Source organism: Micromonospora sp. NPDC049048 (genome assembly GCF_043197615.1).
Lineage (GTDB): Bacteria > Actinomycetota > Actinomycetes > Mycobacteriales > Micromonosporaceae > Micromonospora.
In genome coordinates this window covers 188,308-211,344 of sequence record NZ_JBICTM010000006.1, presented here as the reverse complement: position 1 = coordinate 211,344, position 23,037 = coordinate 188,308, and the positions used below count along the sequence as shown (strand labels likewise).

General features: G+C 72.6%; 20 protein-coding genes, 1 tRNA gene and 1 pseudogene. 14 read left to right on the top strand and 8 right to left on the bottom strand.

Annotated features, from left to right (window positions below):
* Positions 1 to 136: 136 nt before the first annotated feature.
* Positions 137 to 2,417, top strand: a pseudogene (locus ACGFIG_RS20545) (ATP-binding protein); the annotation flags it as partial.
* A 596-nt stretch (positions 2,418 to 3,013) separates the two neighbouring features.
* On the opposite strand, the gene ACGFIG_RS20540 reads toward ACGFIG_RS20545, so the two are convergent.
* Positions 3,014 to 3,517: a MarR family winged helix-turn-helix transcriptional regulator gene (locus tag ACGFIG_RS20540; protein ID WP_393005076.1), complete on the bottom strand. Its 504-nt coding sequence runs from the start codon at positions 3,515 to 3,517 to the stop codon at positions 3,014 to 3,016.
* Between the two features lie 103 nt (positions 3,518 to 3,620).
* Here ACGFIG_RS20540 and ACGFIG_RS20535 point away from each other — a divergent pair, with 103 nt between their 5' ends.
* Positions 3,621 to 4,202, top strand: coding sequence for a YceI family protein (locus tag ACGFIG_RS20535; protein ID WP_393005074.1), 582 nt, complete (start codon positions 3,621 to 3,623; stop codon positions 4,200 to 4,202).
* 308 nt (positions 4,203 to 4,510) lie between these two features.
* Complete coding sequence (locus tag ACGFIG_RS20530; RefSeq protein WP_393005072.1) at positions 4,511 to 5,989, top strand: glutamate--cysteine ligase; 1,479 nt, start codon at positions 4,511 to 4,513, stop codon at positions 5,987 to 5,989.
* Positions 5,990 to 6,128: 139 nt separating this feature from the next.
* On the opposite strand, the gene ACGFIG_RS20525 is transcribed toward ACGFIG_RS20530, so the two are convergent.
* Positions 6,129 to 7,517, bottom strand: coding sequence for a hypothetical protein (locus tag ACGFIG_RS20525; protein WP_393005070.1), 1,389 nt, complete (start codon positions 7,515 to 7,517; stop codon positions 6,129 to 6,131).
* Positions 7,518 to 7,630: 113 nt separating this feature from the next.
* On the opposite strand from ACGFIG_RS20525, the gene ACGFIG_RS20520 reads away from it, so the two are divergent.
* Positions 7,631 to 8,305, top strand: a complete 675-nt coding sequence (locus tag ACGFIG_RS20520; protein WP_393005068.1) for a PASTA domain-containing protein — start codon at positions 7,631 to 7,633, stop codon at positions 8,303 to 8,305.
* A gap of 180 nt (positions 8,306 to 8,485) precedes the next feature.
* Positions 8,486 to 9,133 (top strand): PASTA domain-containing protein, encoded by a 648-nt coding sequence (locus ACGFIG_RS20515; RefSeq protein ID WP_393005066.1) that lies wholly within the window; start codon positions 8,486 to 8,488, stop codon positions 9,131 to 9,133.
* A 21-nt stretch (positions 9,134 to 9,154) separates the two neighbouring features.
* Here the strand turns inward: ACGFIG_RS20515 and ACGFIG_RS20510 are convergent, their stop codons facing one another.
* Entirely contained in the window at positions 9,155 to 9,625 is a 471-nt protein-coding gene (locus tag ACGFIG_RS20510) for a hypothetical protein (RefSeq protein ID WP_393005064.1), read from the bottom strand.
* Positions 9,626 to 9,724: 99 nt separating this feature from the next.
* Complete coding sequence (locus ACGFIG_RS20505; protein WP_393005062.1) at positions 9,725 to 10,012, bottom strand: hypothetical protein; 288 nt, start codon at positions 10,010 to 10,012, stop codon at positions 9,725 to 9,727.
* Positions 10,013 to 10,614: 602 nt separating this feature from the next.
* On the opposite strand from ACGFIG_RS20505, the gene ACGFIG_RS20500 reads away from it, so the two are divergent.
* The 3 genes from ACGFIG_RS20500 to ACGFIG_RS20490 all read left to right on the top strand — a co-directional run bounded on the left by ACGFIG_RS20500 (position 10,615) and on the right by ACGFIG_RS20490 (position 12,293).
* A complete protein-coding gene (locus ACGFIG_RS20500) occupies positions 10,615 to 11,496 on the top strand; it encodes a helix-turn-helix domain-containing protein (protein ID WP_393005060.1) in 882 nt (293 codons plus the stop codon).
* Positions 11,466 to 11,687, top strand: a complete 222-nt coding sequence (locus ACGFIG_RS20495) for a DUF397 domain-containing protein (protein ID WP_357866662.1) — start codon at positions 11,466 to 11,468, stop codon at positions 11,685 to 11,687. The genes ACGFIG_RS20500 and ACGFIG_RS20495 overlap by 31 nt, the downstream gene beginning before the upstream one ends.
* Positions 11,688 to 11,885: 198 nt before the next feature.
* Complete coding sequence (locus ACGFIG_RS20490; RefSeq protein WP_393005059.1) at positions 11,886 to 12,293, top strand: hypothetical protein; 408 nt, start codon at positions 11,886 to 11,888, stop codon at positions 12,291 to 12,293.
* On the opposite strand, the gene ACGFIG_RS20485 is transcribed toward ACGFIG_RS20490, so the two are convergent.
* Entirely contained in the window at positions 12,261 to 12,860 is a 600-nt protein-coding gene (locus tag ACGFIG_RS20485) for a hypothetical protein (RefSeq protein WP_393005057.1), read from the bottom strand. The two genes, ACGFIG_RS20490 and ACGFIG_RS20485, sit on opposite strands and share 33 nt — an antisense overlap.
* A gap of 216 nt (positions 12,861 to 13,076) precedes the next feature.
* On the opposite strand from ACGFIG_RS20485, the gene ACGFIG_RS20480 reads away from it, so the two are divergent.
* A complete protein-coding gene (locus ACGFIG_RS20480; RefSeq protein ID WP_393005055.1) occupies positions 13,077 to 14,939 on the top strand; it encodes a S8 family serine peptidase in 1,863 nt (620 codons plus the stop codon).
* Between the two features lie 70 nt (positions 14,940 to 15,009).
* Here the strand turns inward: ACGFIG_RS20480 and ACGFIG_RS20475 are convergent, their stop codons facing one another.
* The 3 genes from ACGFIG_RS20475 to ACGFIG_RS20465 form a co-directional block, all read right to left on the bottom strand.
* Entirely contained in the window at positions 15,010 to 15,816 is an 807-nt protein-coding gene (locus tag ACGFIG_RS20475) for a WecB/TagA/CpsF family glycosyltransferase (protein WP_393005053.1), read from the bottom strand.
* Positions 15,813 to 16,928 carry an NAD-dependent epimerase/dehydratase family protein gene (locus ACGFIG_RS20470; protein ID WP_393005051.1) on the bottom strand — a complete coding sequence of 372 codons (1,116 nt, stop codon included), beginning with the start codon at positions 16,926 to 16,928 and terminating at the stop codon, positions 15,813 to 15,815. Before ACGFIG_RS20470 ends, ACGFIG_RS20475 begins: the two co-directional genes overlap by 4 nt.
* Before the next feature lie 66 nt (positions 16,929 to 16,994).
* Positions 16,995 to 17,080: transfer RNA gene (locus tag ACGFIG_RS20465), tRNA-Leu, on the bottom strand.
* Positions 17,081 to 17,306: 226 nt separating this feature from the next.
* Here ACGFIG_RS20465 and ACGFIG_RS20460 point away from each other — a divergent pair.
* From ACGFIG_RS20460 to ACGFIG_RS20440, 5 genes are read left to right on the top strand one after another with little or no spacing between them, the layout of a single operon-like run.
* Positions 17,307 to 18,095 carry a DUF3662 and FHA domain-containing protein gene (locus tag ACGFIG_RS20460; protein ID WP_088996759.1) on the top strand — a complete coding sequence of 263 codons (789 nt, stop codon included), beginning with the start codon at positions 17,307 to 17,309 and terminating at the stop codon, positions 18,093 to 18,095.
* Between the two features lie 4 nt (positions 18,096 to 18,099).
* A complete protein-coding gene (locus tag ACGFIG_RS20455) occupies positions 18,100 to 18,585 on the top strand; it encodes an FHA domain-containing protein (protein WP_393005049.1) in 486 nt (161 codons plus the stop codon).
* Positions 18,582 to 20,018, top strand: coding sequence for a protein phosphatase 2C domain-containing protein (locus ACGFIG_RS20450; RefSeq protein ID WP_393005047.1), 1,437 nt, complete (start codon positions 18,582 to 18,584; stop codon positions 20,016 to 20,018). Before ACGFIG_RS20455 ends, ACGFIG_RS20450 begins: the two co-directional genes overlap by 4 nt.
* 25 nt (positions 20,019 to 20,043) lie before the next feature.
* Entirely contained in the window at positions 20,044 to 21,534 is a 1,491-nt protein-coding gene (locus ACGFIG_RS20445) for an FtsW/RodA/SpoVE family cell cycle protein (RefSeq protein ID WP_393005045.1), read from the top strand.
* On the top strand, positions 21,531 to 23,036 hold the full coding sequence (locus ACGFIG_RS20440) for a peptidoglycan D,D-transpeptidase FtsI family protein (RefSeq protein WP_393005043.1): 1,506 nt from the start codon (positions 21,531 to 21,533) through the stop codon (positions 23,034 to 23,036). Before ACGFIG_RS20445 ends, ACGFIG_RS20440 begins: the two co-directional genes overlap by 4 nt.
* Position 23,037: the final 1 nt, after the last annotated feature.

Sequence of the window (23,037 nt, the reverse complement as noted above, 5' to 3'; positions counted from 1 at the left end):
GGCAGGCCCCCACCGCGCCACCGGGCCCGCCGCTCGTGGCCGTCCGTCCGGGCCGCTGTCGGATATCCGTACCGCTGCGTCGGCAGTGTGACGATCGTCTGCCGTCGGTCGTACCCCGTCCGTACCCTTCCTGCCCATGACCCCGGATCGTGATCGTTCGTCCCAACCGGGCGGGCGTACCGGACTGCCGGAGTTGTTGCGCGGGCACCGGCTCGCCGCCGGCCTGACCCAGGCCGAGCTGGCGAACCGTGCCGGGGTGGGCGTCCGGACGGTGCGCGACCTGGAACGGGGCCACTCGTCCCGGCCGCAGCGCACCACCGTCGAGTTGCTCGCCGGCGCGCTGGAGTTGGCCGGGACCGCCCGGTCGGTGTTCCTGACCGCCGCCCGGGGCCCGGTCCCGGCCGCCCCGCCGGTCACCCACGGCGGCGCCCCGCCGGCCAGCGTGGACCCCGACCACCTCACCGGTACGCCGGCCGCGATCCCGCCCCCGGTCGCGCTGGTCGGTCGGGACGGCGACCTGGCCGAGTTGGTCGGGCTGCTCACCGACGGGCACGGGCCCCGGCTGGTCAGCCTGGTCGGGCTGGCCGGCGTCGGCAAGACCGCGCTGGCCCTGGCGGTGGCCCACGCCGTCGCCGCCGACCATCCCGGCGGCGCGGCCGGCGTGCTCGTCGGCGAGGGCTCGGACGCCGCCGACGTGCTCGCCGCCTCGGTCGCCGTCTTCGGCGTCGCCCGGCTGCCGGAGCTGACCGCGCGCCTCCACGGCCGGCCGGCGCTGCTACTCGTGGACGCGGCCGAGCGGGCCCCCGACTCGGTCGCCGAGACGGTGCACCGGCTCGCCCTTGCCGTGCCGTCGCTGCGGGTGCTGGTCACCGGCCGGCACCCGGTCGGCCTGCCCGGGGAGCGGGTGTGGCCGGTCTGCCCGCTCGACGTACCGCCTCCGGGCAGCGAACGGGAGGGCCTGCCGGCGCTGGCCGGCTATCCCGCCGTGGCACTCTTCACCGCCCGGCTCGCCCAGGTCCGCCGGGAGCCGCCCGGCCCCGCCGAGCTGCCCGCCCTCGCGGCCCTGGTACGCCGCCTCGGCGGGCTTCCGCTCGCCATCGAGCTGATGGCGGCGCGGGGCCGGATCCTCGACCTCAACGAACTGCTCGACCGGTACGGCGACCGCGTGCTCGACCTGGCCACCTCGTCGGCGGCGGCCGACCGGCCGGGCTGGGACACGACGGAGCGCCGCCCGGAGCGCCCGCGGACAGCGGTGGCGGAGACCCTGCGGGACGCGGTGGCCGTCAGTTACCGCCTCCTCGCCCCCGACGAGCGGGCCGCGTTACGCCGGCTGGCCGCCTTCGGCAACCGCTGGTCGGTCGAGCTGGCCGAGGAGATGCTCGCCGATCCCGCCGACACCGACGGGACGGTGGTCGTGGACCCGGTCCCGCTGCTCGACCGGCTCGTCGAACTCGGCCTGCTGAGCGTCCGGGGCACCGGGCCGTTCCGGTTCCGCCTGCTCGACGCCGTACGCGACTTCGCCGCCGAGCAGGCGACCGGCGTCGGCGAGCTGACGGCGATCCGACGCCGGCACGCGCAGGTCGTCGCCCGGCTGGTCAATCGGACCGCGCCGGAGCTTGTCGGCGCCAACCTGCCGGCGGCGGTGCACCGCCTGGACGAGGTGACCGGCGACATCAGCTCCGCCCTGGCGCACGCCGCCGTCGACGACCCGTTGACCGCGTTGCGGCTGGCGGCGGCGCTGCCGCGGTGGTGGCGGTTCCGGGGGCGGGACGTGCCGGGCCGGCAGTGGCTGCGGCGGCTGCTGGCGGATCCGCGTACCGCCGACGTGGCTCCGGTGTTGCGGGCGTGGGCGTCCCTCGGGGTGGCCCGGCTCGCCGCCGAGCACGGCGCCGGGGCGGAGGAACTGCCGGCGGCGCGGCAGGCGCTGGCGGCGTTCCGGGAGGCCGGCGACGTCACCGGCGAACTGGCGGCGCGCACGGTGCTCTGTGCGCTCCTCGTCGGCCTCGGCGAGCACGACGAGGCGCGGACGCAGGCCGAGGCGGTGCTCGCGCTGGCCGTCCGGCACGGGCGGGTCCGGGACATGGCGGTGGCGCAGAACAACCTGGCCTGGCACGACATCCGGGTCGCCGACCTGGCGGCTGCCCGGCGCCGGCTGGCCACGGTCGACCGGCTCGCCGCGCAGGACGGGGAACAGCGGCTGCGGGTGCTGGCCCGGGCCAACCTCGCCGAGGTGTCCCGCCTGGAGGGCCGGTACGCCGACGCCGTCGAGGCGGGTCGGCGGGTGATGGCGGCGCTGTCGGATCTGGGCGACCCGGGCCACCGCCGCCGGGTGCTCGGCACGGTGGGGCTGGCGTTGGCCCGCGACGATCGTGTTGTCGAGGCGGTGGAGGTGCTGGCCGAGCTGCGCCCGCTTCCGGGGTCGCCCGTCCCGTGGCAGGGGGAGGTGTGGTCGCCGGGGCGCCTGCCGGGCCCGACGGCACCCGAGGCGCGCCCGGAGGACGGGATCTGCGCGCTGATCGAGGGGAACCTGGCTCTGCGCCGGGGCGATCGTGAGCTGGCGGCGGAGTGGTTCGCCGCCGCGGCCGAGGCGGGTGCCGGCGGCCAGGACCGGCGTGACGTGGTGGAGGCGTTGGTGGGGCTGGCCGCCAGCACGGGCGATCCCGCCGTGCTGGACCGCCTCGACGCGGCCTGCCGGCGGTGCGGTGTGCGGCTGCTGCCACACGAGGAGGAGCTGTTGGGGGCGTGGACCGCGAGCCGGACGCCGGATGGCGCGGGGATGCCGGGTCAGCGCGGTGCGGGTCGCCTCGTGGGGCGAACCGGGGGTGGCGCGGACGACGAAGCCCCTCTTGCTACCCCTCGCTCGTCGCCCGCGCCGTCACCCCCCGGTGCGTCCCCACTGCCCGAAGAGTAGCCACCGCACGCACGCGACTCCGCCCGGTTTGCTCGCCTATCGTCCCGTGGGTACGGCAGTTCTGCCGCTCTTTCTGCCGGTGCCGACGGCTCCCAGAAACGCTCAGGACGGCGAGCCGGCCCCGTCGTGGTCGGCGCCGGTGCTTCCGGCGGTGGCGCCGGGGTGCACGGCGTCGCGGACCCGGCGCAGCCCGTCGAGCAGGGCTGCCAGGGCCTCCGGGTCGAGTTGGCCGGTGAACCACTGCTCGATGATCTGCAGGTGCCCGGGCAGGGTCTCGTCGAGGCGTTGCAGTCCGGAGGCCGTGACGACCGCGAACGAGCTGCGCCGGTCGGAGGGGCAGGCGCGGCGGACGAGCAGCCCGTCGCGTTCCATCCGGTCCACCACGCGGGTGACGCCGCTGGTCGAGAGCGAGGTCTGCGCGGCCAGGTCGGTCATCCGCAACTGGTTGCCGGGAGATCGGGCGAGTCTGGTCAGCACCTCGAACTCGACCGGTGAGAGGCCGTGCTCCTCGAACTGGGCGGCGAACCGGGCCGAAAGCCCGGCGTGCGCCTCGACGAGCAGGCCGACGGCGGTGATCCGGGGGTCGTCGAACACGTTCTGGTCCACGCGCCCATCGTAGCAGTACTTGACAGGAGGAATATTGTTGTGCCTATAGTTGCTGTGGCAGTCGTTGGGCTACTAAACAATTTTCCCACGGAGGGCAGTTTCCATGACCAGCAGCACCGCACCGGTTACCCGCGACTGGGAAGGCCTCACGATCCCGACCGCCGGCACCTACCTGCTGGACGCGGCACACAAGCGCGTGGGCTTCGTCGCCCGGCACATGATGGTGAGCAAGGTACGCGGTGACTTCGCCGACGCGAGCGCCACCATCACCGTCGCCGAGGACCCGATGCAGTCCTCGGTCAGCGCCACCATCCAGGCGGCCAGCATCAACACCAACCAGGCGGACCGGGACGCGCACCTGCGCAGCCCCGAGTTCCTCGACGTCGAGAACTTCCCGACCCTGGAGTTCCGCAGCACGGCCGTGAAGTCCCGCGACGGCAACGAGTTCGTCCTCGCCGGCGAGCTGACCGTCAAGGGCGTCACCCGGCCGGTCGAGCTGGAGGTCGAGTTCGAGGGCGTCGGCCGCAGCCCGTTCGGGCAGGACATCTTCGGTTTCTCCGCCTCCACGGAGATCGACCGCGAGGACTTCGGCCTGACCTGGAACGTCGCCCTGGAGACCGGGGGCGTGCTGGTCGGCAAGAAGATCAAGATCGAGATCGAGGGCGAGGCCGTCCGCCAGGCCTGATCCGTCGTACCTCTGCCGGGCCCGCGCCGCACCACGGCGCGGGCCCGACGCGTGTACGCGGGACGAGCGCCGCCGCCCGGGGTGTAATTCGTCACGGCCCATTCGCGGTCCACTCCGGTGCCCGACGGTGTGGGCTGGGTAGAGATGCCGCCAGGAGCGCGTCCGCCGACCGGAACCCGGTCGTCCCGGCCGTGGGACCGCCGGGACCTCCTCTGGTCCCGACGACGCCGACACTCCTAACGTGGAGGGTTCACCACGCGCTAACCCGGACCGACACGGTCCGACTGCGCCTCGCGCCGGGAGGAAACATGGGCAGGGACGTCGAGCAGGGCGCCTTCTCCCGGGAGGACCGGGTCCGCTACCGACAGAAGGTCCGGCGGTGCCTGGACGTCTTCGCCCTGATGCTGGACGACTTCGGCTTCGACGCCGACCGGCCCATGACCGGGCTGGAGATCGAGCTGAACCTGGTCGACTCGGCGGCCGAGCCGGCGATGCGCAACGACCAGATCCTCGCCGACATCGCCGATCCGCTCTTCCAACCCGAGCTGGGCCAGTTCAACCTGGAGCTGAACGCGCCGCCCCGGCTGATCGAGGGCACCGGGTTCGCCGACTACGAGCAGGACCTGCGGGCCAGCCTCTCCCGCGCCGACGAGCGGGCCGCCAAGTCGGACGCGAAGATCGTCCTGGTCGGCATCCTGCCCACCCTCACCGAGCGCCACCTGGTGGAGGACAACCTCTCCACCAACGAGCGCTACCGGGTGCTCAACGACCAGATCGTCGGCGCCCGGGGTGAGGACATCGAGCTCGACATCCGGGGCGTCGAACGCCTCCAGACCCACACCGACTCGATCGCGCCCGAGGCCGCCTGCACCAGCCTCCAGTTCCACCTCCAGGTCGCCCCCGACAGCTTCGCCGACTACTGGAACGCCTCCCAGGCGATCGCCGGCGTGCAGGTGGCCGTCGGCGCCAACTCGCCCTTCCTCTACGGGCGGCAGCTCTGGGCGGAGACCCGCATCGCCCTGTTCGAGCAGGCCACGGACACCCGGCCGGACGAGCTGAAGGCGCAGGGCGTACGCCCCCGGGTCTGGTTCGGTGAGCGCTGGATCACCTCGATCTTCGACCTCTTCGAGGAGAACGTCCGCTACTTCCCGCCGTTGCTGCCCATCTGCGAGGACGAGGACCCGGTCGAGGTCCTGCACGGCGGCGGCGTACCGGAGCTGGGCGAGCTGCGCCTGCACAACGGCACCGTCTACCGGTGGAACCGGCCGGTCTACGACATCATGAACGGCCGCCCGCACCTGCGCGTGGAGAACCGGGTGCTGCCGGCCGGTCCGACCGTGGTCGACATGCTGGCCAACGCCGCCTTCTACTTCGGGTTGGCGCGCGGACTGGCGGAGGCGGAACGGCCCATCTGGAGCCAACTCACCTTCAGTTCGGCGGAAGAGAACTTCCACGCCGCCGCGCGACGCGGCATGGAGGCGGTCCTGCACTGGCCCCGCCTCGGCGAGGTGCCCGTGACCAAGCTGGTCCTGGACGTGCTGCTGCCGAGCGCCGCCGCCGGGCTCGACCGGTTCGGGGTGGCCCCGGCCGAACGCGACCGGCTGCTGGACATCATCGAGCAGCGCTGTCGTACGGGCCGCAACGGTGCCGTCTGGCAGACCGAGGCGGTCTGGTCGGCCGAGCGGCATCGGGGCATGGACCGCAAGGCCGCCCTGCACCACATGGTGCAGCGCTACGCCGAGTTGCAGCGCAGCAACGAGCCCGTGCACACCTGGCCCGTCGACTGACGGCCGGCCTCGACTTCGTCACCGAGGGCACCTGCGGACGTACGACGCCGAGGCCGTCCCGCCCGGGCGGCGGAGCACGCAGCGCCCGGGGTCGCCGGACCGGGCGCTTCCCCGCCGGGCTTCCCGACCAGGCCGGCGTTCAGCGGGTGCGGCGGCCGGACCGGGTACGGCGGCCGGTGGGCTGAGAGTCGTCCTCGGCCGGGTCGTCGGCGGGTGCGCCCGTCGACGCCGGCGTACCGTCCTCGGCGGCCGGGGTGGGCAGCCCTCCGCCGGACGGGGCCGCAGGACTTCCGGTGGCGGGAAGCGGCGCCGGTTCGCGTTCGGCGGACGTCGCCTTGCCCGTCGCGGCGGTGACCCGGTCCGCGGCGGTCGATGCTCGACGCGTGCCGGCGCGGCTGCGGGCGGGCGCCTTGGCGGTGCCGCTGCGCCCGGACCCGGTGTCGCTGTCGTCGGACGTCGCGGGAGCGCCGCTGCCGTCCGCCACCGTGCCGCTGCCGGTGGCATCGGTCGGCGCGTCGGCGTCGTCGGAGTGCTGTCCCGAATCGGGTTCGACGGGCTCGCCGGTGCGTTGGCGGGGCACCCGTACCGGCCCCCGGGCCGCGGCCCGTCGGGCGGCCCGCTGGGCGAGGACGGTGACCAGGACGGCGCCGCCGACCCCGATGATCACCGCGTACGGTGCGATCAGGTGCGCCGACACCTGCTCCGGGCTGATCGCGGTCAGCCTCGGCACCGCCAGGAAGTAGGCGATCGCGACGAGCAGCGGCCCGGCCGCACCCGAGACGGCGGCCCCGACGCGGCGGTCGGGATCCCGGGCGTCCCGGCTGGCGGCGAGGGCACCGATCACCAGCGCGGAGCCGAGGGACAACAGCGCGCCCGGCCAGTAGAAGTAGTCGCGGATCCAGTAGCGCCCGTCGTCGGGGCCGAGCTGCCAGATGCCGAGCTGTGCGCTGGTCAGGCCGCGCCCGGCCAGTACGCCGTCCACGACGGCGATCACGGCGAGCAACCAGAGCCAGCCGACGGTGGCGATCACGTTGTTCGCGGCGGCGCGCGAGCGCAGCGCCCAGACGGCCGTCAACACCCCGATCAGCACGCCGACCGCCGCGTAGACCGCCGCGACGTTGCGGGGCGAGTCGGTGTCCGCCAGCGTCACCGCCTCCCGGGCCGGTACGGCCACCAGCAGCACGGTGATCAGCGCGCCCAGCCCGGCGGCCCCGGCGAGCACGACGGAGCCGAGTACGCCGCCGGCCGGTCCGGCCGCAGTCGCGTCGACGGAATCCGGGTCCGGGGCCGGGGCCGGGGCGCGGTCGCGCAGCCGCTGCGCGAAGACCGCGCCGAAGACGGTCGAGGTGGCCGTGATCCAGGTGGCCCAGATCAGGCCCGCCACCCAGGCGGTCGCGCCGGCGGTCGCGTCCGCCGGTGCCCAGTTGATGATGCCCAGCCCGTAGCCGAAGCCCAGTTGGGCCGCGCCCGCGCCGGCGGCGACGCCGACAGCGGTCGCGATCGATGCTCCCCAGCCCTGTCTGGCCATGCGGGGGAGCGTAACGTCCCGTGGTCGGCGCGGCGAGTCGTGACGGTCGGCCCCGGGCCCAGCGCGCCGACGGGAGCGGGTACGGTCGCCGATGATCGAGGCGGGGTGGGCGTATGACGGACGAGGCGACGGGCGCGAGGGACGACGCCGGGTCGGACCGGTCGACGGTGCTGCTCAGGGGCGGGTTGGCCGTCGTGGTGCTCGCCGCCGTCGGCGCGACGGGCGGCTGGCTGCTCGCCGGCGGGGACGATTCGTCGGACCCACCGCCGACGGCGGCGGAGAATCTGCCCGCCACGAGCGCTCCCGCCGCGGACCGCCCGACCCCGGGCAAATCCGCGCCGGCGGCGGCTCCCCGGACGACCGCACCGAGCCGCCCTGCCGGGCTGACGGTCCCGGCGGTCGTCGGCGAGGACTTCGAGGACGCCCGCGACGAGCTGCGTGAGAAGCGGCTGGGCTGGCGGCTCGTCTTCGGCCGTGGCACGGGGACGACCGTGGAGCGGACCTCCCCGCAGGTGGGCACCGAGATCCAGCCCGGGCGCACCGTGACGCTCTACGTGAGCGGTCCGGCACCAGCCGCCACCGTGCCGGACGTGGTGGGCGACGACTGCGACGACGCGGCGGACGACCTCGTGGAGGAGGGCTTCTACCCGCAGTACCCCTCGGGTCGCACCGGCACCGTCAGCCGTCAGGACCCGGCCGGCGACAGCGCGGGCCGCTGGAACGACCAGGTGTCGATCTGGTGCGGCGACGCGCCCGAGGACGGCGGATCACCCTCCCCGACACCCTGACGGAGCGTCCGGCACGCTGATCCCGGCCGATGGCCCCGGGGACCGCTAGGTTGGCGGTCAGGGGCCCACGACGCCCGCCTGGGCCGGGAGAGGACGCGCCATGAGTGAGCGTCAGCGAACGAATCGTCGGCACAGTGTGGTGGTGTCTCAGGTCGGCACGCAGCGGAGCGGAGTGCCGGCATGAGCGACGACCGCCAGGAACCGCCCGCCGGGGAACACGACGACCGGACCCGGCCGCTGCCCCCGCCGGAGCGCTCCGGGCCGGCGGTCTGGTCGGGCCGGGCGGAGGTACGTCCCGCCGGGCCGGCCGACCAGTCGGAGGCCGAGTGGTACGCCGAGGAGCAGGGCTCGCGGCGTTGGTGGCTGCCGATCCTGTGGGGCGTGATCGTGCTGCTGCTGGTCGGCCTGCTCGGCGTCGGCCTGTGGCTGGCCCTCCAGCCGGGGGACGACGAGCCGAGCGGGCCCGAGCCGTCGCCGTCGCCGTCGGTGACCCGCGCGTCGCCGACCACCGCCGCGCCGACCTCGGCCGCCCCCACCAGTTCGTCGCCCTCGGCGTCCCCCTCGCCCTCGGCGCCGGCCCAACTGCCGATGCCGCCGGTGGTGAACCTGCCGCTGGCGACGGCGCAGGCCATCCTGGACGACGTCGGGTTGAGCCACCGGGTGGAGTACGAGACGTCCGACCGCCCGGCCGGCACGGTGCTGCGTACCGAGCCGGAGGCGGGCGAGCTGGTGCCGGAGGACGGGGAGGTGACGCTGGTGGTGGCCCGTGCCGCCACCTCGCCGACCGGCGGCGTCACGCCGTCGGTCGAACCGACCGCCACCCGGTGAGCCGCTGACCTCGCCGTCGGGTCACCACATGCGCCGTCTCGTCCCGACCATGCCCAGCCCGGCCAGTGAGATGGCCAGGCCGAAGATGCCGGACCAGAAGAGGGAGCGGCGGACGTCGTCCGGTGCGGGGCGGGCGGCGTGCGCGGTGTCACCCGGCGCGTCGGAGGGAACCCCGGTCCCGGCGGCGGCAGGTCCGGACCCGTCGGCCGCGCCGAGCGCGTCCCGTTCGTCCGGTCTGCCCAGGGCGTACGGGTCGTCGAGGTCGTCCGACGTGTCGTCGTACGACCAGTCGTCGTCGGGCGGGCCCTCGTCGACCACCGTGATCTCCGGCGCGGGCACCGGAGTGGTCAGTCGCGTGGTGGACGAGAGGGCGGGGTCGCGGACCACGACCACCATCGTGGTGGCGGCGCCGAACAGCGCCAGGAGTCCGAAGGCGTAGGCGATACGGGAGCGGTGGTGCCGCCGCGCGGCGGGCAGATTGACCATGGCCATCCCAGGTTCGGGGTCCTGGAGGCGCGGGGTGGAGCGTGCCGGGGTGGGCGTACCTCATCCTATGGCGACGGCACGCCCCACAGCTGCCGATCGCGCAGGTCAGCCCACCCGGACCGGGGTACGGGCGACGGGCCGGCGGGCCGTGCGCACGGTGTGCGGACGCGGCTCGGGGGCCGACCGCAGGTGGCGCAGCCCCTCCCGCTGGACGAAGATCGATCGCCGGCTGACCGCGTCCCCCGATGCGTTCAACTCGTAGCCTTCGAGCCAGATCCAGCCGTCGTAGGTCGGCCAGTCGAGCACCCGGATGACCCGGAACATGATGGGTCTGAGGAACTGGACACTCGCCGCGCGAGTCACGTGCAGTACGTCACCGGAGCGGGGAAGCACATGGGCTCCTGGGAAGGGTCGGCCGGCGGACGGGCCGGCGGTGAGGGTCGGGGGACGTCGATGGCCCGTGGCGGGTGGTGCCTCGTGGACCGGTGTCGTGGGTGGTGATGGTCGGGCCGTACCCGCTGGTGGCGGACCGCCACCCGACCAGCACCCGGCTGCTCCGGGTACCGCTCCCGCCGCCGCAGCCAACTGACGTGCAGCGGCGAGGTCATCAACCCGGGGCAGGTCTGGTTGTCGACTGTCGGGCGGCCCTACCGCCGCGCGGCCCGCAGACCGTGGGGTCACCACGGTCTGGAAGCGGACGGAGACGGTGAGTAGCCCGTGCCATACGGACAGAGTGCATCAGCGACGTGCTTCATGCAAGTTGCACGTCGACTTTTGCCGATACGTGAGCGGCTCGCGCAAACCGGCGCTTGAAGCCCTTCACGTCTGCCCTGCACACTGGGGTCCGGTTTCGCCCGTCGCGGCCGGCCGATGACCGGCACCACCCCACGCCGCGAACGACGCCCGCCGCACGACGGCCGCGCCCCTGGCGGGTGACGAGAGTGGCGCACGGCGATGCGGAGGTGGACCGGGGTGAGACCTGTCGAGGTGATCCCGTGAGCGAGCGGCGCAGCCCCACCATCCGACGCCGTCGCCTCGGCGCCGAACTGCGTCGGCAGCGGGAGTCGGCCGGGATAACCATCGAGGTGGTCGCCGAGCAGCTGGAGTGCTCGGCGTCGAAGGTCTCGCGGATCGAGACCGGCCACACCACGGCGACGCCGCGCGACGTGCGGGACATGCTGCGGATCTACGGCGTGGTGGGCGCCGAGAGCGACGAGTTGGTGCAGATCGCCCGGGAAGCGCGGCAGAAGGGCTGGTGGCACCCCTACAGCACGGTGCTCGTCGGCGCGTACGTCGGGCTGGAGGCGGCGGCCAGCTCGATTCGGGCGTACGAGCAGCAGGTGGTGCCCGGGCTGCTGGAGACCGAGGACTACGCGGGCGCGATGATCCGGGCCGCCCGGCCCGACTTCACGCCCGACCAGGTACGGCAACGGGTGCGTGTCCGTCTGGGCCGTCAGTCGTTGTTGACGCAGGATGATCCGGTCGATCTGTGGGTGGTGCTCGATGAGGCGGTGGTGAGCCGTCCGGTGGGCGGGGACGAGGTAATGCGTGACCAGCTCAAGCACCTGGTCGAGGTGGCGGAACTGCCGAACGTGACGCTCCAGATCCTGCCTTTCGAGGTGGGGGCGCACGCCGGCATGGACGGCACCTTCACGATCCTCAGCTTCCCTGAGCCCGGTGATCCGGATGTCGTGTACGCGGAGAATGCCACGGGTGGGCTCTTCCTGGAGAAGAGTGACGAACTGCAGAAGTACAGCTTCATCTTTGATCACATCCGAGCGGCGGCCATTCGTCCGGAGGAGTCCATCGCACACATCGCGAAACTGGCAGAGGAGCCGTTGTGGAAGTGGCGACCAAGGGGTTCCCCGTGGACCTGACGCAGGCGACGTGGTTCAAGAGCTCGAAGAGCGGGCCGAACTGTGACAACTGCGTGGAGGTGGCGTACGTGACGGGGGCGGTCGGCGTGCGGGACTCGAAGGACAAGACGGGCCCGGCCCTGGTCTTCGCCCCGGGTGACTGGCACGCCTTCGTCGCCGGCACCAGGGGCGGTGTGTTCGACAAGGGCTGACGGACCGGGATGCGACCGATGCCCCCGTCCGGCGATGGAGCCGGGCGGGGGCATCGTCGTGCCCGCTTCCGGGCCGGCCACGAAGACGTGTCGCCGTCGGCGTCGCCACATCGGGTCCCGTGTCGTTGTACCCCTCGATACGGCGCTGGTCGACAACCCGCCGCACGGATCGGCAACCGAGCGAGGCAGGCGAGACGGATGACGACGATCGGGTCAGAAAACCTCACCAACGGGCCGGGCAAGCCGGAACGGTTCGGGGGCAAGTACCGGGGGGCACGCCGGGACACCGTCCTCACCGAGGTGGTGTCGACCGACACCGAGATCGGCGGCAGGGAGACCCCGGCCGCCCCGCCGGAGCAGTCCGGCCCGCCGCTCTCCCTGCCCTCGCTGGATCCCAACCCGCTGACCGAGCCGTCGTTCCCGACCGGCAGCTGGTCGGTGGAGCCGGCCGAGTCGCTGGTCGACCATCCGCTGCTGCGCGGGCTGCTGATGGAGTTGCCGCCGAAGGGCAGCGTCCCCCCGCCGGGCTGGCTCGACCGGTGGTTCGAGGCGACCCGGGCGATCCTGGAACTGCTATACGTGCAGGGCCCCGGCCGGTCGCGGTGACGCCGGCCGCGCCGGCACGGCCCGTTCGACGAGCCGGTTGTGTCGCAGCGCGTGCCGTACGCCGATGGCGGCGACGCCCAGCACGCCCACGGTGACGGCCGGGCCGGTCACGCCGGGCCGGGACAGCAGGTCCGGGACGCTCGCCGCGGCCACCGCCGGCAGGATCGCCAGGCCGGTGAGCTGCACCGGCAGCCCGATCAACGGGTGCGCGGCGGAGGCTCGCAGGCCGTGCGGCGCCGGGGTCCGCGACGCCGAGGAGAGCGCGCCCGCGCCGGCTCGCAGCCGGCGTACCCGGCGCAGCGTGCAGGCCGCGACCACGAGCGCGGGGGCGGCGGCGAGGGTGAGACCGGCGGCCGCCCGGTCCGCCGGGGTCGCGTCGGCGCTGGAGAGCCCCGCGACCAGCACGGCGGCCGTCAGCCCCAGGCCGGTCAGCGTCAGGGCGAGCACCCATCCGGTACGCCGACGCAGGGCCCGGGCGTGGTCCAGCCGGGGCAGCCCGTCCGCGAGCCAACCGGCGACGAGCCAGACGGCGGTCAGCGGCAGCAGGACGGCGAGGTGGTTCTCCATGACGGACAGCCTTGCCCGTTTTCGACGATCGTGAATCCGGGCTGGTCCCCGGTTCGTCCCGCAACCGTCTCCCCTAGGGGCCATCTTCCCGGTGTTATGGGCAAGTCGACATGTTTGAATTCCTCTTTACGTCCCCCTACCCTCAGCCTGATCGGCATTCATCGATTCACTCGTCACGAGCAGTGGACGGTCGGTGCCGGTCGGAGGGAGTAGAAGATGGGTCTTCCACGCAGGTCCGTACTCGTCGGGGTGGCCACGCTGGCCATGGTGGCCACCGCCGCCCCCGCCATGGCCGCCGAACCGGTGGGCACGATCCGCGCCGCGGGCGGTGCCACCGCCGTGGCCGACAGCTACATCGTCGTCTTCAAGGACAACTCGGTCGCCACCAGCAGCGTCGGTGACACCGCGCAGCGCCTGGTCGGCCGGCACGGTGGCGCCGTCGCCCGCACCTACGGCGCCGCACTGCGCGGCTTCGAGGTCAAGGTGAACGCCAAGGCCGCCGCCCGCATCGCCGCGGATCCCGCCGTGGCGTACGTCGAGCAGAACCACACCGTCTCCATCGCCGGTACGCAGACCAACCCGCCCTCCTGGGGCCTGGACCGGATCGACCAGCGGGCCCTGCCGCTGAACAGCTCCTACACGTACCCGAACACGGCGAGCAACGTGCACGCCTACATCATCGACACCGGCATCCGGTTCAGCCACAGCGACTTCGGCGGGCGGGCCGTCTCCGGCTACGACGCCGTCGACGGCGGCTCGGCCGACGACTGCAACGGGCACGGCACGCACGTCGCCGGCACCGTCGGCGGCTCGGCGTACGGCGTGGCCAAGGGCGTCCAGCTGGTCGGCGTACGGGTGCTGAACTGCTCCGGCAGCGGCACGAACGCCGGCGTCATCGCCGGTGTCGACTGGGTGACCGCCAACGCGGTGAAGCCGGCCGTGGCCAACATGAGCCTCGGTGGCGGCGCGAACACCTCGCTCGACACCGCCGTACGCAACTCGATCAACTCCGGCGTGAGCTACGGCCTGGCGGCGGGCAACGACTCCGGCGGCAACGCCTGCAACACCTCGCCGGCCCGCACCGCGGAGGGCATCACGGTCGGCTCGACGACCAACACCGACGCCCGCTCGTCGTTCTCCAACATCGGCACCTGCCTGGACATCTTCGCGCCGGGCTCGTCGATCACCTCGGCGTGGTACACCAACGACACCGCCACCAACACGATCAGCGGCACCTCGATGGCGACCCCGCACGTGGTCGGCGCGGCGGCCCTGGTGGCCAGCGCCAACCCGTCCTGGACGCCGCAGCAGGTCCGCGACTACCTGGTGAACAACGCCACCGACAACGCGGTGACCAGCCCGGGCACCGGCTCGCCGAACAAGCTGCTCTACGTCGTCAACGGCGACACCCCGCCGCCGACCAACGACTTCTCCGTCTCGGTCTCGCCGACCTCCGGCTCGACCGCGCCGGGCGGCTCGGTGACCGCCACCGTCGGCACCGCCACGACCAACGGCTCCGCCCAGTCGGTGAGCCTGTCGGCCAGCGGGCTGCCGTCCGGGGCCACCGCCTCGTTCAGCCCGGCCACCGTCACCTCGGGTGCTTCCTCGACGCTGACCATCAGCACCTCGGCGAGCACGCCGCCCGGCACCTACCCGGTGACCGTGACGGGCACCGCGACCTCCGGCAGCAAGACCGCGACCTACTCGCTGACGGTCACCGGCACCGGTGGCGGCTGCTCCGGCACCAACGGCACCGACGTCGCGATCCCGGACACGAACGTCGCGGTGAACAGCGCGATCGTGATCACCGGCTGTGCCCGCAACGCCTCGTCGGCCTCCACCGTCGCGGTGAACATCGTGCACACCTACCGCGGTGACATCGTCATCGACCTGGTCGCGCCGGACGGCTCGACCTACCGGCTGAAGAACAGCAGCTACTTCGACGGCGCGGACAACATCAACACCACCTACACGGCGAACCTGTCGAGCGAGGCGGCGAACGGCACCTGGCAGCTGCGGGTGCGCGACGCCTACTCGGGCGACACCGGCTACCTGAACACCTGGACGCTCACCCTCTAGTCCGGTGCGAAGGGCCCCTTCCCGTCGCGGGAGCGACGGGAAGGGGCCCTTCCTTGCCGGTGGCGCGGCGTCAGACCGCGAAGCTGGTGGGGCGTTCGGTGGCCGGGGCCGGCGGCCTCGCCTTCCACAGCCCCGTCTTCTGGCCGGCGAGCCGGGTCAGGTAGGCCGGGTTGAGGATCACGTAGCGTTTCCAGAGCCGCTTCGGCTCCAGGCCGAGGCGCCAGAACCACTCCAGGCCCGCCCGCTGCATCCACGGCGGGGGCTGGCGCAGCAGGCCGGCGTGGTAGTCGAAGGCCGCCCCGACCGCCATCAGCGGCATGTCCAGCAGCGGCCGCATGGCGTACGCGAAGACCTCCTGGCGCGGGCAGCCCAGCCCGACCAGCACGAGCCGGGCCCCGCTGGCCCTGATCCGGTCGGCGATCTCGACGTCCTCGCCCGGCTGCACCGCCCGGAACTTGGACGGCTCGATGCCGGCGATCTTCAGCGCCGGGAACATCCGCTCCAGCGCCGGGATGAGCTTCGCCAGGGTCTCCTCGGTCGAGCCGTAGAGGTAGACCGGCAGCCCCTCGTCGGCGAACCGGGAGAGCACGTGCAGGGTCAGGGTCGGGCCATAGACCCGGTCGGTGAGCCCCGCGCCGTGCAGCAGGTTGAGCGCCCAGCGCACCGGCTGCCCGTCGGGAGTCACCACGTCGAAGGAGTTCAGCCGGGCGTTGTGCGCCGGGTCGAGCACCCCGGTCATCACGCCGTGCACGGCCAGCGCCGTCAGCGCCAGCGGGCGGCGTTCCTGCGCGGCCGCCACCACCTGCTCCGTCGCCGCGGCGTAGTCGGTGGCGTCGACCAGCACACCGAGGACGTTCCGCTTGCCCTTCCCGGTCATGACGCCGGCACCCACTTGTCGACGTTGGCCTCGTAGATCTCCCGCATGATCATGGGCACGTCGTAGACCTGCTTCCACTCGGGGTAGTCGGCCTGGAAGGCCTCGTTCGAGCCGATCCACCACTTGTGGTCGCCGATCCGGTTGGCCTCGACGTACTCGGTGACCATCTCCTGGCCGGTGATCTGCTCGGCGAGCGTGAACGCCTCGCGGTTCGAGGTGTTCGAGTGCCGTCCGCCGCCGAGGTTGTAGACCGCCGCCGAGCGCGGGTTGCGGAAGAACGCCTCGAACGCGGAGACCACGTCCGAGCTGTGGATGGCGTCGCGGACCTGCTTGCCCTGGTAACCGAAGATCTTGTAGGTCCGGCGCTCCATGTTGGCGCGCATGACGTAGCCGAGGAAGCCGTGCAGCTCCGTCGCGGAGTGCGCCGGGCCGGTCAGCGTCCCGCCCCGGAAGCAGGCCGTCCGCATGCCGAAGTAGCGGCCGTACTCCTGCACCATGACGTCGGCCGCCACCTTGGAGGCGCCGAAGATCGAGTGCAGGCAGGCGTCGATGGACATGTCCTCACGGATGCCCTGCTCGTACGGGTGCCCCGGCTCGATCTCCCAGCGGGACTCCAGCTCGACCAGGGGCAGGCTGTTCGGCCGGTCGCCGTAGACCTTGTTGGTGGAGCAGTGGATGACCGGCGCCTCGATGCAGTGCTCGCGCACGTTCTGCAGGATGTTGAGCGTGCCGGCGGCGTTGACGTCGAAGTCGGTGAACGGGTCGCGTACCGCCCAGTCGTGCGACGGCTGGGCGGCGGTGTGGATGACCACGGCGACGTCGGTGGCGTACCGCTCGAAGAGCTTGGCCAGCGCGGCCCGGTCCCGGATGTCGATGCTGTGGTGCGAGTACGCGGACCCCAGCTCGTCCGTCAGCCGCCGGACGTTCCACGCGGTGGACGCCTCCTCGCCGAAGAACTCCTGCCGCATGTCGTTGTCGATGCCGACGACCTCGAGACCGAGGCCGGCGAAGTGCCGGACCGCCTCGGAGCCGATCAGACCGCCCGACCCGGTCACGAACGCGACACTCACACGCCACTCCTGGTCCATCGGAGGCAGAAACCATCGGAGCATAGCGTGACGTACGGCACGCCCCGATACAGCGCGAGGGCCCCGCATCGCTGCGGAGCCCTCGCGTATTGGTGGGGAAGGGGGGAGTTGAACCCCCACGCCCTTTCGGGCACACGGACCTGAACCGTGCGCGTCTGCCATTCCGCCACTTCCCCGTGGCTTGACCTCGAACACTGTAGTCTGTGCCGGTCCTGCTGTCTCCAGCGGGCCCCGGACATCCTACCCGGTCCGTGGTCGTTGTGCCGATCGGTTACCGTCCGAGGAGCGGTTACCGTTCGTGGCGGACGAAAGAGTAGCACGGCATTATCGGCCCGCCCGAACGGGCCGCCGTCAGACGGCCGAGCGGCGTGTGAGCTGCGCGCGCGCCGGCCGGATACCATCATGTCCTCGGGACCCGAGGAGGAGCCGGTGAGCGTGCTGCAACGCTTCGAGAAGCGTCTGGAAGGCCTGGTCGAGGGGGCCTTCGCCAAGGTCTTCAAAGGGGTGGTCCACCCCGTGGAGATCCTCAACGCCATGCAGCGGGAGGCCGAGGCGCACAAGGCGATCCTGGCCGGTGGGCGCACGTTGGTGCCCAACCGCTACGTGATCGATCTCTCGCCCTACGACCACAGTCGTCTGGCGCCGTACGCTGCCGCGCTGGCCCAGGAACTGGCCCAGTCGCAGGCGGAGTTCATCGGCGAGCAGGCCTGGACGGTCTACGGCGACGTGATCGTCGAGATCGAACGCGGCGAGGGGCTGGACACGGGGATGTTCCGGGTCACCGCCGAGGTCTACACCGGCGGCGAGGTCGCCCCGGTCTCGGCGCCCGGCTACGACGCGGGCCCGCCCGCCTACCCGGCGTACGACCAGGGTGGCGGCTACGGTCCGCCGCCCGGGCACGGCGGCGGCCGTAACGTGCGGCTGGTCTCCGGCGACGGGCGCACCTACCCTCTGCAGATGGGCTCGACCGTGATCGGCCGTGGCGACCAGGCCAACCTGCGCCTGCCCGACGTCGGGATCTCGCGGCGACACGCCCGGCTGGACTTCGACGGCGGCCAGGTCGTGCTGACCGACCTCGGGTCGACCAACGGCACCATGGTCAACGGCCAGCGGGTCTCCGCCGTCGCGCTCAACCCCGGCGACATGATCCAGCTCGGCACCACGACGCTGACCTTCCGCGTGGACGGCTGACCCCTTGCCGGAGCTCGTCATCACCGTCGCCCGGTTCGGGTTCCTCATCCTGCTGTGGATCTTCGTGTTCACGGTGGTCGGCGTGATCCGCCGGGACCTCTTCGCGGGTGCCCGGTCCGGCCGGCTGGTGGCCGCCCCCCGGGCGGTCGGCGCGTCGCTCGGGCAGTCGGCGAAGCCGGCGAAGACGAAGCGCGGCAGGGCCGCCCACCAGCTGGTGGTGACCGCCGGTCAACTGGCGGGCACCCGGATCACCCTCGGCGAAGCGCAGATCACCATCGGCCGCGCCGAGGACTCGACCCTCGTGATCACCGACGACTACGCTTCGGCACGGCACGCCCGTCTGGTGCCGCGCGACGGCCAGTGGTTCGTCGAGGACCTCGGCTCGACTAACGGCACATACCTGGATCGCGCTAAGGTCACCGGACCAACCCCCGTCCCCCTCGGCGTGCCGATCCGGATCGGCCGCACTTCTCTCGAATTACGGCCATGACTCTGACCCTGCGCTATGCGGCCCACAGCGACCGCGGTCTGATCCGAGACGGTAACCAGGATTCCGTCTACGCCGGGCCGCGGCTCCTCGCCGTCGCCGACGGCATGGGCGGCATGGCCGCCGGTGACGTCGCCAGCAACATCGTCATCGGTGCCATGGCGCCGCTCGACGAGGACGTCCCGGGTGACGCCCTCGTCGACGCGTTGCGTTCGGCCGTGGGCACCGCCAACCAGCAGCTCCGCGACACCGTGGACGCCAACCCCCAGCTGGAGGGGATGGGCACCACGCTCACCGCGACCCTCTTCTCCGGCAGCAAGCTGGGCATGGTCCACATCGGTGACTCGCGGGCCTACCTCCTGCGCAAGGGCGAGTTCGCGCAGATCACCAAGGACGACACGTACGTCCAGATGCTCGTCGACGAGGGCCGGATCAGCGCCGAGGAGGCGAGCAGCCACCCGCAGCGGTCGCTGCTCACCCGGGCGCTCGACGGCCGCGACATCGACCCGGAATACAGCGTCCGCCAGGTGCTCCCCGGCGACCGCTACCTGATCTGCAGCGACGGCCTCTCGGGCGTGGTCAGTGCAGAGACCATCGGCGAGACGATGCGCGAGTACGCCGACCCGCAGCAGTGTGTCGAGCGGCTGGTGCAGCTCGCCCTGCGCGGCGGCGGCCCGGACAACATCACCGTGATCATCGCGGACGCCACCGACCAGGACATCGTCGAGGCGAGCCCGATCGTCGGCGGCGCCGCCGCCCGCGACCGGGGCATGGCGACCTCCGCCGACGTCTCCACGCCGGCCGCCCGCGCGTCCGCCCTCTCCGCGCCCCGCCCGCCGGCCCCCGAGGAGCCGTCGGCCAGTGCCGACGACGAACCGGAGCGCCCGAGGCGCCGGCCGGTACGGGCCGCCGCCATGTCGCTGGCGTTGCTGGTCCTCGCCGGTGGTGTGGTCTTCGGCGGCTGGAGCTACACCCAGCGGCAGTACTACGTCGGCGCGACCGAGAACGGCGAGGTCGCGGTGTTCCGGGGCATCCGGGGCGAGATCGCCGGCATCGACCTGTCGACCGTGCACTCGACCAGCCCGGCGGAGCTGGAGGACCTGACGCTGGCCGCCCAGGAACAGGTCAAGCAGGGCATCCCGGCCAAGAGCGAGCCCGACGCCGAGCGCCGACTGGCCGAACTGACCAGCGACGACCCGTCGAACCCGAACCTCAAGCCCGTCTGCCCGCCGAGCCCGAGCGCCGTGGCCACCACCACCGACCCGACACCGACCACCGGCCCGGTGTCGCCCGCTCCGACCGTCAGCGCGAGTGCGAGCGCGCCGGTCAGCGGCCGGCCGAGCACGCCGGCCGCGCCGACCACCACGCCCGACGCCCCGCCCTCCGACACCGACTCGCCGGCGCTCGATCCCGCCGCGTGCCGGTCGCCGGAGTAGGCGCGGCTCGATCCGAGGACGTTCCGTGACCGCAGCGGCCATTCCGGCATCCTCGCCCGCAACCGTGGGCGAGCAACCCGGCGTACGCCTGGCCCGGTCCCGGCGCAACGCCGAGCTGTCGCTGCTGCTGGTGGCCATGGTGCTGGTGGCCGCGTACGGGGCGATGGTCGAGGCGAAGGTGCTCGACACGGTCACGGCCGACTTCTGGATGCCGGCCGCCGCGCTCACGGCGGTCTTCCTCGGCCTGCACCTGGTGATCCGGTTCCTGGCGCCCTTCGCCGACCCGGCCCTGCTGCCGGCGGTCGCCCTGCTCAACGGGATCGGGGTGGGCTTCCTGCGCCGGCTCGACCTGGGCAACGCGGCCCCGGCCGAGCGGGAGGACCTGGCCATCTTCGCCGGTACGGGCGGCCGGCAGTTGGCCTGGACGCTCGCCTCGGTCATCCTCGCCGCCGGCCTGCTCGCCCTCCTGCGCGACCACCGCTCGGTGTCCCGCTACGCGTTCACCCTGGGGCTGGCCGGGATCGTGCTGGTGATGATCCCCGCCGTGCTGCCCGGGCGCTTCTCCGAGATCAACGGCGCGAAGCTGTGGATCCGGGTCGGGGGCTTCTCGATCCAGCCCGGCGAGTTCGCCAAGCTGGCCCTGCTGGTCTTCTTCTCCTACTACCTGGTGCGCAAGCGCGAGGTGCTGTCGCTGGCGAGCCGCCGGTTCCTCGGCATCGACTTCCCCCGTGGGCGCGACCTCGGCCCGGTGGTCGTGGTCTGGCTGATCAGCGTCCTGGTCCTCGTCTTCGAGAAGGACCTGGGCACCTCGCTGCTCTACTTCGGCATGTTCGTGGTGACGCTCTACATCGCCACCGAACGGGTCAGTTGGCTGCTCATCGGTCTGGTGCTCTTCTTCGGCGGCGTCTACCTGGCGTACGTCCTCGGCGATCTGGTCGGCGGACCGTTCGCCAACTTCTACCTGCGCGCCCAGATCTGGCTGGATCCGTTCGCGGACCCCTACGAGGACGGCTACCAGCTCGTGCAGGGGCTGCTCGCGCTCGGCACGGGCGGCCTGTTCGGCGCGGGCCCGGGCGGCGGCCAGCCCGGCCTGCTGCCCGAGGTGCAGAACGACTTCATCTTCGCCGGCATCGGCGAGGAGATCGGGCTCTTCGGCCTGTCCGCGCTGCTCGTGGTCTACCTGCTGATCGTCGAGCGGGGGCTGCGGGCGGCGCTGGCGGTGCGCGACTCGTTCGGCAAGCTGCTGGCCGGCGGCCTGGCCTTCACCCTCGGGCTCCAGGTCTTCGTGATCGTCGGTGGGATCAGCAAGCTCATCCCGCTGACCGGCCAGACCACCCCGTTCCTCTCCGCCGGCGGTTCCTCGCTGATGGCGAACTGGCTGCTCATCGCGGTCCTGCTCCGGATCTCGGACGGCGCCCGCCGGCCCGTCACCGGCGTTGGCGGCAAGGCGGCCCGACCGTCCGGCGGCCCGCCGGAGCAACTGCACGGTGCACCCACGGAGGTGATCAGGCCGTGAACGCACCCCTGCGCCGCGTCGGCATTGTCGTCATGGTTCTCTTCGGCCTGCTCTTCGCGAACCTGAACTGGATCCAGGCCTACAAGGCCGACGAGTACCGCACCAGCGACTACAACGGTCGGGTCCAGGTCGCCGAGTACGACCGCAAGCGCGGCAACATCGAGGCCGGCGGCACCGCGTTCGCGCTCAGCAAGGAGACCGACGGCGAGCTGAAGTTCCAGCGTGCCTACCCCGGCGGGGCGAGGTACGCGCACGTGCTCGGCTACAAGCCGGTCAACCTCGGCGAGACCGGCATCGAGAAGTTCGAGAACGACTTCCTGGCCGGCACCAGCGACCAGTTGATCGCCAACCGGGTCAAGGACATGTTCACCGGCGACCAGACCGGCGGCGGCAACGTGCTGCTCACCGTCTCCAAGCGGGCCCAGGACGTGGCCTACGAGCAGTTGCGGAACAACCGCGTCGACGCGTCCAAGGGGGCGGCGATCGCCATCGATCCGCGTACCGGGGCGGTGCAGGCGCTGGTCTCGATGCCCAGCTTCGACCCCAACCCGCTGGTCAGCCACAGCACCAACGAGGCGACGGCCGCGTACAACAAGCTGGAGCAGGACCCGGCGGGCCCGCTGAAGAACCGGGCCCTCGGCGAGGTGCTCCCCCCGGGCTCCACCTTCAAGATCGTGGTTGCCGCCGCGGCGCTGGAGAACGGCGTCGGCCAGGACACGAACATCCCGGCCGGGTCCAGCTACACCCCGCCGACCTCGGGCACCCCGATCCGCAACGCGGCGCCCTCGATCTGCCCCGAGGACGAGGTCACCCTGATGAACGCGGTGACCGAGTCGTGCAACACGGGCTTCGCGCAGATGGGCGTACGACTCGGCGCGGACAAGATCAAGGAGAAGGCCCGGCAGTTCGGCTTCGAGCAGGAGGATCTCACCGTCGGCCACCTCAACGAGGCCGGCCACCCGGTGGCGGCCAGCCGGACCGGCGACATGCAGAACCCGGACGGCAGCACCGACCCGGCCGCGTTGGCCCAGTCCTCGATCGGCCAGAACAACGTGCGGATGACCCCGCTGCAGGGGGCCATGATCGCCGCGGCGGTCGCCAACGACGGCAGCCAGATGCGGCCGTACCTGGTCCGCCAGCTGCTCGCCCCGGACCGCACCACCAGCTACTACACGGCCAAGCCCAAGGAGCTGCGGCAGCCGGTCAGCGGTCAGGTCGCCAGCGACCTGCGGGACATGATGGTCAGCGTGGTCAAGAACGGCACGGGCGGCAACGCGCGGATCAACGGCTACACGGTCGGCGGCAAGACCGGTACCGCCCAGTCCGCGCCGGACCGGCCCGACCACGGCTGGTTCATCGGCTTCGCCCTGGACAAGAACGGCACTCCGGTCTCCGCGGTCTGCGTGGTGCTGGAGCAGGCCGGCCCCGGGGGCAGCGCCGAGGCGGCCCGGATCGCCGGGCAGATCATGCGCGCCGCCATCGCCGACCCCGGAGGCCGCTGAC